9 protein-coding genes are annotated in these 7,965 nt (G+C 58.8%); 6 read left to right on the top strand and 3 right to left on the bottom strand.

What is annotated here, in order from left to right; all coding sequences use genetic code 11:
• Positions 1-264: 264 nt before the first annotated feature.
• From FD715_RS21805 to FD715_RS21785, 5 genes are all read left to right on the top strand, one after another.
• A complete protein-coding gene (locus tag FD715_RS21805) occupies positions 265-891 on the top strand; it encodes a hypothetical protein (RefSeq protein ID WP_147115201.1) in 627 nt (208 codons plus the stop codon).
• A gap of 225 nt (positions 892-1,116) precedes the next feature.
• A complete protein-coding gene (locus FD715_RS21800) occupies positions 1,117-1,554 on the top strand; it encodes a recombinase family protein (protein WP_147115198.1) in 438 nt (145 codons plus the stop codon).
• Positions 1,555-1,632: 78 nt separating this feature from the next.
• On the top strand, positions 1,633-1,815 hold the full coding sequence (locus FD715_RS21795) for a hypothetical protein (protein ID WP_147115195.1): 183 nt from the start codon (positions 1,633-1,635) through the stop codon (positions 1,813-1,815).
• Positions 1,812-2,366: a recombinase family protein gene (locus FD715_RS21790; RefSeq protein ID WP_147115193.1), complete on the top strand. Its 555-nt coding sequence runs from the start codon at positions 1,812-1,814 to the stop codon at positions 2,364-2,366. The genes FD715_RS21795 and FD715_RS21790 overlap by 4 nt, the downstream gene beginning before the upstream one ends.
• Positions 2,367-2,375: 9 nt before the next feature.
• Positions 2,376-3,368 (top strand): recombinase family protein, encoded by a 993-nt coding sequence (locus FD715_RS21785; protein WP_147115190.1) that lies wholly within the window; start codon positions 2,376-2,378, stop codon positions 3,366-3,368.
• Positions 3,369-3,537: 169 nt separating this feature from the next.
• On the opposite strand, the gene FD715_RS21780 is transcribed toward FD715_RS21785, so the two are convergent.
• The gene (locus FD715_RS21780; protein ID WP_147115187.1) at positions 3,538-4,548 is read right to left on the bottom strand and encodes a hypothetical protein; all 1,011 of its coding nucleotides are present in this window, start codon (positions 4,546-4,548) and stop codon (positions 3,538-3,540) included.
• 831 nt (positions 4,549-5,379) lie between these two features.
• Between FD715_RS21780 and FD715_RS21775 the strand changes: the two genes are divergently transcribed.
• Positions 5,380-5,742: a hypothetical protein gene (locus FD715_RS21775; RefSeq protein WP_147115184.1), complete on the top strand. Its 363-nt coding sequence runs from the start codon at positions 5,380-5,382 to the stop codon at positions 5,740-5,742.
• A 167-nt stretch (positions 5,743-5,909) separates the two neighbouring features.
• On the opposite strand, the gene FD715_RS21770 is transcribed toward FD715_RS21775, so the two are convergent.
• Together FD715_RS21770 and FD715_RS21765 are read right to left on the bottom strand one after the other, a co-directional pair.
• A complete protein-coding gene (locus FD715_RS21770; RefSeq protein ID WP_223275039.1) occupies positions 5,910-6,605 on the bottom strand; it encodes a hypothetical protein in 696 nt (231 codons plus the stop codon).
• A 423-nt stretch (positions 6,606-7,028) separates the two neighbouring features.
• Positions 7,029-7,965 (bottom strand): short-chain fatty acyl-CoA regulator family protein (locus FD715_RS21765; RefSeq protein ID WP_147115181.1); only part of this gene is annotated, 937 nt, incomplete at its 5' end.

Here is a 7,965-nt window from a genome sequence, read left to right as displayed (position 1 = left end):
TGGCGCACGGCGGCTACTCGTGCCGCTGACCCACAGCGGTTTCCACATCTGTCGCACGACCGAGTCGGCTGTTCTCGGACGCCTTGAGGGGCGGCCGTTTGCAGCGATGAACGCCGTGCGCGGCCGGATCCATGCGGAGAGAGACATCGCTGCCGATCGCCGGTCGAGGCAGCGTTCACGCTCCCGGGCCGTCCGCGACCGGGACACCCAAGGTCAACGGCAAGTGCCCCATCCGAAGCGTCTTGCACGAAAGGAGGTGCAGCAATGAGCGCCCGTACCGTCAAGAACCTGATGGAACAACAGGTCGACCTTACTCGTCCCGTCATCGAGTTGCGGGCGGACATGAGCCAGCACTTGGCACGGCAGGTCCTGCCGTACCTCGACCCGGCGGGGCAGGAGGTTGTCAGGGAGGTCATCGAGTATCTCGATGAAGAGACCGACATAGAGGACAATCTCCCGTACTTCCTCGATGTCGCCCTCGGGGAGGTCCGCAGAACGCTCGCGCCGAAGGCCTATGATGGTGGCCTCGCGGACCCGGGTGGCTGCCGGCCCGGCGACGGCGATAGCTTCGTGTCGTACCGTCAGCTCACTCCTGAGGAGGAAGTGTTGCGGGAGGCCATACAGCCCATCGGGGTACTGATGGGCGCTGCTCGAAGGGCGCTTTACCATGCAGAGGCGGTACGACAGAGCATCCGCCTGCTCGGTATAGTGAATACACGGCGCCCAACGGGGCGCCGTCCCTTGAGGGGCCGAGAGGCCCCTGGCGCCGGGACTGGATCCCCCGGCGTTCAGCGCGTCGGCGATGAGCCACGCTCCTTCGCTGCTACGAGGATGCCGACGCGCCACCCGTCCGCCCGTTTAGAGCTCCTTGGTGCTCACCACATGCTGTGATTCCGCCATTGCGTGCGGCGGTGCTATGTTACCGCTGCGGCGAGGTTAGGCTCATGTTCTTCGTTGACGCCTTGCTACTCCCAACCAAGGGGGGTGCTGCACGGCCCGAGGCGTCCAGCCTTCTTGGGGATCTGGACCCCATCGAAAAGTTTTCGCCAATACGATCACAGAGGTCCGATTTCCCGTCTGCCACTGAACGGAGTGGCAGACACGAAAGGATCCAAGATGCACTTCGCTGAGCCGATTGCCCAAACCCCCTATGCCGCGGAAGACAAAGTCGGACTCGTCTATTTCCGGACTGCGACGACTGGCGTCTCATACGGCGACCAAATGTTTTGCTGCCGCGCACTTTGGGAACGGGAGAATATCACCATAGGCGCAACCTTTCTGGACTACGGCGTGCGCGGCTCTGTTTCACCGGACCAGCGATCCGGGTTCTTCGCGCTCATGGCGCGCCTGCGCCGCGGCGATGTCTCTACAGTTCTCGTCGACGATGTCACCCGCATCGCCCGGGACCCCGTCATAGTTCTTCAGGCCTGCCGGATAATCGAAGCGCAAGGTGCCGTCCTTCTGACTGCCTGTGCGGGCCGTATCTCGGCGACCAATCTGGGAATGCTCTTCCAGCACGAACACAACAACGCCCGCGACCGTCTGGATCAGTAGCTTTTCCGCCTCTCTGAAAACGAAACGAATTCCTGTTCGCCACGCATCGAGTGTGGCGAAACCCTAAGGACATTACCAATGACCATCGCCCCGACCCTGACCCTTTCCGCCGCGAATGACACTGATGTCGCACCCGAGGCCACCATCGCGATCACCGGCCTGATCGGGCTCCTCGCGCGCAGTCAGGCGCGCCGGATCGCGGAGGCTGCCCGCCCGGCGAACGTGGCGAGCGCTCCTTCGTCCCGGAGCGTACAGCCGTGAAACGTGCCGCGTTTTATGCCCGCTATTCGTCGAAGCTGCAGCAGGCGACCTCGATCGAGGACCAGATCGCAAAAGGCAAGAAATACTGCGCTAGTCAGAACTACGACCTGGTCGCCATATTTTCCGATAGCGAGATGACCGGCCGGAACATGCGTCGCCCTGGCCTGATCGAGCTGAAACGTGCTCTGTTTCGTCAAGAGATAGACATCATCATCGTCGAGGCCATGGATCGCTTGGGACGGCGCGTCGTCGATTCCTTGAATTTCTTCGATCTGGCGCAGTTTCGTGGCGTCGAACTCTACTCTATCGACGAGGGCCAGCAGGACTTTGTCAACGTGCTGCTCCGGAGCTATGCCGCACAGCAGTTTTCCGAGATGATCGCCGAGCATACCCGTCGCGGTATGCAGGGCGCTGTCACCCGCGGTCGGTTGCATACCAGCGCATATGGCTATCGGAAAATTGAAGCCGAAGAAGGTCTGAACCGCGAAGTCGACCCGACTGAGGCTGACGTGGTGCGCCGGATTTTTCGCGAGACTGCCCAAGGGCACTGAGCGAAAACCATCGCCGTTGCCCTCAACAAGGACAACATCCCGGCCCCACGGGGCGGCTCTTGGGATGCCTCGACGATCCGGGGGAACAAGGCGCGCCATGAGGGCATTCTGAACAACCGCCTCTACATCGGTGAAGCATCAGTCTGCAAGATTGGGCGGCGATATCATCCCGAAACGGGTGAAAAGGCGGTATTCTCTACAGATGCCGATGCAGAGATGAAGGCATTTGAAGAGTTGCGCATCGTTCCGCAGGAAGTTTGGGATGCCGCTCAAATGGAAATTGAGAAGCGCAGGCGCCGTACCCGAGTTTCGGGAAACTCCCAATCGGCACGCCGTTCGAAGCACCTATTGTCTGGCCTGATGCACTTTGGGTCTTGCGGGCACCCCTATGTCAAAGTTGGGAAAAGTCGTTTCGGATGCCGCGAGGCGCGCAAGCACGCATGCGAGAACCGCGCGACCATTGCCCAATGCTTGGTCGAAGGACGTACCTTCAAGCAACTCAAACATCTATTGTTGGCTCCGGAGCTAATTCAAAATTTCGAGCAGGAGTTTCACGCCGAGATGCAGCAGCTCGAGGGGGAGGATACAGTTTCCGCCCTGAAGTCCACGGAGCGCAGACTCGTGGCGATCCAGAAGGCGCGACGCAGCATCATGACCGCCATCGAACACGGCGCCGACTTTGCGGCTTACAGCGCGCGTGACATAGAACTGATAGCTGAGACCAAAGCGCTTGAGGCCCGGCTAGCCGACCTGAAAGCTCGCCAGGCCGCCAAGGCGCGACCGACTCCGGACATCCCCGCGCTCTTCGCCCAAGCCGTCGATGAACTCGAGGTTCTGTTGGGTAGCCCGGATACTGTAGCACAAGCGAACGAGCACCTCTCAGCATTGATCCGAAGCGTCACGCTGACACCTGACCCGCGTGAAGAAGGTGGACTGGCCATCGACATCAAGGCTGACCTGACAACGTTACGCGCAGCGACCGGGATCGGCAGTGACACCTAGGTCGAAGAGCGAGACATCACCTGCAAACGAGAAATGTAGAAACGCCACGCCGAACGCCAGCCTCTTGTACTGCGAAATGCCGGGTGAGCGATGCCAGGGCTTGAAGCGCAATGTCCGCTCCGAGATCATTTCGAATAACACTGTGTCTTATGCGAACGGTAGCTGAACCCTAGCGGCATATTGTGTTTGTGCCGAAACCACACATTTCATCAATATAAATATGCCGTGGAGCCGCAGCGGGTGCCGGTTGTGGTTGAGGTTTAGGAGGCTGTGGGGGCAATGGAGCTGTCGTGCTGCCGAGATTTAGTTTAGAGAATTGCGAACAGGCTGAACCCTGCTTGAAGTGTCTTTGCCCCTGGCTTTCCAAAACGAGAAGGAGTCGATGGTTTTCGTTGACAAATTTGGCGCTTACCAGTCTCGGATCTATAATATCACGTATTCCAAGCTCATCACTCCTTAATGCCTGATTGCCCCCCTCTGCCAGTCCAATTAAAATGTCTTGGCGGTTCATCTGTGAGTTCAATGCTTCGTTCAGATCTGCAAGCAACGAATCCCGCGTTTTTTCAAGTTCGCGCCCGAGCGTTCCAAATGATGCGATGTCGGCAAACGACCTCAGCCACCCCGGAATATTACCCCCACCCAAGTCGGACCGGACGGAAAGTTCAAGTCGATTTCCATTTGCTTTCGGGGTTGCAGTAACATCAACAACAAACGTAGATTGAAAGTTTTTGTTTGTGATGCATCGATCCTTCATTGTGACTTTCAGTCCGCGAAACTCGGGAATTTTGGTGCACGCGCGCGACCAATTTTCGTAGGTGACGTGTGCTCTGGATAACATCGAGCCGTCTGCTTGCGATCCTACCGACATTCCGTGAGCATAGAATTTGTTATTTGCATCACCTGAAGGAATTAGAGGTGCAACAATTGAGGGCCAAAATGTTCTGAAGTTAGAGAAGTCGACAAAAACCGATTCCCGGAATTGAACAAACTGAGCGCCGTTATATTCCGAGTGACCGACAGCGTATTCGATGTCAATAGGAAAGGATACCTGCTGACCCAAGAGGTCTATACTCTTGGTTGTGACGCCATAAAATCGTTTTGACCCGGGTACGCATGCGAAAACTTGGCTCGTTAGGCAGCAGACAACGGCGGTGCAGATCATTCGGTTAATATAGCGCATGAGCTGTCCTTCTAAAAAAAGTTTTCCGGATTCTTGTCCTTAAGTATACACTAAGTAAGAGATTTCTCTAAATCGTCGCTTGAAAGTTTGTGGGAGGGAAACTTTATCATGTACATGCAATATTTTAGGAGCTCCGCTCTTCTGTCTGCGGCTGCACTCTGTGGCTCGTGTGGTTACGGCCCGCTTGAGACTTGCAGCAGCCCCTGCGACGATCCCAACCTTAGAAGAGATCTGTTTTGCGACTGTGTTCCCAAAGATTCTGGTGGTTCGACCGATTCATCGCCACCCGCTCTTGCTCTGATTACAACTGGTGGAATTGCTGATGCGGACTGTGGCATTTGTGGGGGTGGTCAGTCCCACTTTCTGGGGAACGCAACTAATCAGAAGATCGAAGTGGTAGTTAGAACGGAGCGCCGCGATTCTACGTTTACTTGGCCGACTGAGATAACCACGGACACCCACATCCTGTCGCCTGACGGCATGACAGGTGATAGAAAGTTCTTGGGGTGCCATGGCGCCGAAGGGCCTACAGGCATTTGCTCGCTAAGTTATCAGCGCAATATCGTAAGTGCTAAATATATAGACGATGAAGCCAACTTTCGCTCAAGGTATAACAGCTTAAGGTTTAATTTCGCTCGATTGACCCGCCAGATCGAAGGGCGCCACTTGATAGTGGAAGGGATTAGTTGTCAGAACGAATGCAATACCCCAAACTCACCATACTGTGTTCAACCGATGGGTAACTCCGGCACGGGAGAATTGATTTCGCAGCTTGAGCAGACCCGCGTTACAATTTTGCCAGCCCAATCGTCAATCGAACCTGAGACTTTTATGAGCATCTTTGGTGCCGACGAGAACCCATGCGAACGTGGAAATGTTGAACTATCTATAGATACAGCTTCAAATAGCGGGCGAGCATGTACCTTGGCGGGAAACATTGCCATTGGCATTGGCGGTAGTGATGTAGAGTTTGCAATTAGCGTTCCACCAACTGTTGAGGCTCGACGCGAGGGGTCATCGTTTTCAGTTGATTTGAATTTCGACGAACCACAGCTTGCTCCATACCTTCAGCTAAAGGACCCAGATCTTCAAGCTGACTGGGGCGGAGTTATTACGCGTGTGCAAGCAAACCCAAACAATTTCATTATTGAAACTACGGCAGGGTGCATCCGTGTCAGTGGCGACTCAACTTAAAGCAACGGGCTTAGCAGCACATTATCATGTGCGTTGTCGAAGATAGTGAACCCTACGTGCCGTTAGGGATTTCACCGGAGCGGCCATCGGTACCAGCGCAGCGAATTTACGGTTTGTCCCGTATGGCGGACCTCCACGGTAATCCGCTCCCGAAGCGATAACCGCCTTCAATGCCGGCGTTTTGATATACCAAGCTCTCGAACCGCATCGAGCAACCCATAGACGATGAACGGGTTTGGGCAGCGGGCCTCGGGATGGGAGAAGTCGATGACCGCCGCACCTTCCCCAGTCCTGCAATAGCGCACGCCGCGTGTCGTGCGTTGCCATTGCGCTGGCGGTTCATCCAGCAACGCCGAGACCGCCCAGCCGGCCGTGCCGCAGCAGATCACCAGATCCGGCCTGTAGATGGAGAACTGGCGGCGTAGCAAGCTGCCCCTAAGCGACGCGGCATCGGCGATCTCCGCGGCGACCGAGGTGTGGCCTCCCGGCTCCTTCTTCAGGTTAATCGCGGCAATTGAGGCCAGAAGGTCGCGGCGATCGTCGGTCGAGACAGGTTCGAGTTCGTCCCATGTCAGGTCTCGAGGCATGGCGCGGATGCCTCGGACCCAGCGGCTCACGTTGTTCCAGGTCTGGCTTCGTCCTCCGTCGCGAATGAACTTCCGCAGGTCCCAGCCGCCGCCTCCGGGGTCGTTGACCTCCTTCAGCACGAGCAGAATTCGGATATCGCTTTGCGCGTAAAGGTCGGCATCCGCGGCGCCGTCGGTCACCATCTTCGGGCTGTGGGTCCGCCATTCCTTAAATAGCGCCTCCTCGGCGGCACGAATGCCCTCGCCGTTCCCGGTGGTGGGTGTCAGGTCGTTCATGGCATCCCCTTGCTCGCTTCCGTCTCGCCAGCATGGCGCGAGCGACAGGAAATGGCCACACCTTTGACGGGCGCCAATGTCAGCTTCCCGCCCATTTTTTGACAGGTGCCTTCGAAGGCGCAACGGCTATCGAGAAAGTGCAGCGAACGGCGGCAAGGTCCGCTTGGCGGTCATCAGGCAGATGCTTCCAAGGGCTTTTCAGCAGTCTCTACTTGACGTGCCGTCGTACTCGCAGGGGCCTTCGTCGGGGGCCTCACTACGAAACTCAAAGAGCTGGGCCGATCAGCGTGGCCTGTTGCGCATCCCGAGCTATGCTTCGGCATAATCATCCGTTAAGAAACGACAATTAACGGCCGGGCTGGGGGCGCTGCCCCCGTCGCGCAGGCGCGACTCCCCCCGGCGTATTTGCGGAACGAAGTCGCCCTACTCGCCCTCGAAGCCGTAGATGGCGAGGCCGCGCACGTTCTCGTCCACCATCAGCCGACGGTTCACCGGCGCATGCGCCCGGCTGGCGCAGTTCGGCCGCTCGCAGAGGTAGCAGTTCACGCCGATGCCGGTCGGCGCGACGCGGTCGAGATACAGCCCCTCGGCATGGGCGAGGCGCGGCGCGTAGGCGACGTCGCAGCCCAGCCCGATGGCGAGCCGCGTCGCCCGCTGGCCCAGCGTGCCGCCATGCCGGGTGACGGTGCGGGCGATCGAGAAATAGCGCGCCCCGTCCGGCATCGAGATCACCTGCGTCTGCACCCGGTCGGGCACCTCGAAGGCGGCGTGGATGTTCCACAGCGGGCAGGTGCCGCCGAAGGAGGAGAAGGGAAACCGCCCGGCGCTGAACCGCTTGGAGATGTTGCCCGCCTGGTCGACCCGCACGAAGAAGAACGGCACGCCGCGCGCCCCCTCGCGCTGCAGCGTCGTCAGCCGGTGCGCCACCTGCTCGTAGCTCGCGCCGAAGCGGTGGCTCAGCATCTCCACGTCGTAGCGCGCCGCCTCGCAGGCCGCGAGGAAGCGGCCATAGGGCATCAAGAGCGCCGCCGCGAAGTAGTTGGCCAGCGTCACCCGCGCCAGCGCCAGCGCCGAGGGGTCGGTCAGACCCGAATCCGCCAGCTCCGCCGCGATCGCCTCGGACTGCTCCAGCCGCGCCAGCAGCACCGCCATCTGGAACCGGCGGCTCGGCTGCGCCAGCAGCTCCGACAGCCGCAATTCCTGCCGGTGCGCCATGTGCTGCCGCAGCCGCCCGGCCATCACCTCGGCGGGCAGGATGCGGACTCGCACGCCGTGACCGCGCAGTCGCTCGGTCAGCGCGGTGTGCGGCTCCGAGCGGTGCAGCCGCATCTCCTCGGCCATCGCTTCGGCGGCGCGGTCG

Source organism: Tateyamaria sp. syn59 (genome assembly GCF_007995245.1).
In the GTDB taxonomy this organism is placed as follows: Bacteria; Pseudomonadota; Alphaproteobacteria; order Rhodobacterales; family Rhodobacteraceae; genus Tateyamaria.
The sequence above is the reverse complement of the archived record's forward strand: the minus strand, read 5'-3'. Positions and strand labels throughout refer to the sequence as shown.

Excerpts from the sequence above, each read along its gene's own strand:
- FD715_RS21800 (WP_147115198.1), top strand. The coding sequence starts at position 1,117 with ATGCACTTCGCTGAGCCGATTGCCCAAACCCCCTATGCCGCGGAAGAC.
- FD715_RS21795 (WP_147115195.1), top strand. The coding sequence starts at position 1,633 with ATGACCATCGCCCCGACCCTGACCCTTTCCGCCGCGAATGACACTGAT.
- FD715_RS21780 (WP_147115187.1), bottom strand. The coding sequence starts at position 4,548 with ATGCGCTATATTAACCGAATGATCTGCACCGCCGTTGTCTGCTGCCTA.
- FD715_RS21805 (WP_147115201.1), top strand. The coding sequence starts at position 265 with ATGAGCGCCCGTACCGTCAAGAACCTGATGGAACAACAGGTCGACCTT.
- FD715_RS21770 (WP_223275039.1), bottom strand. The coding sequence starts at position 6,605 with ATGAACGACCTGACACCCACCACCGGGAACGGCGAGGGCATTCGTGCC.
- FD715_RS21775 (WP_147115184.1), top strand. The coding sequence starts at position 5,380 with ATGAGCATCTTTGGTGCCGACGAGAACCCATGCGAACGTGGAAATGTT.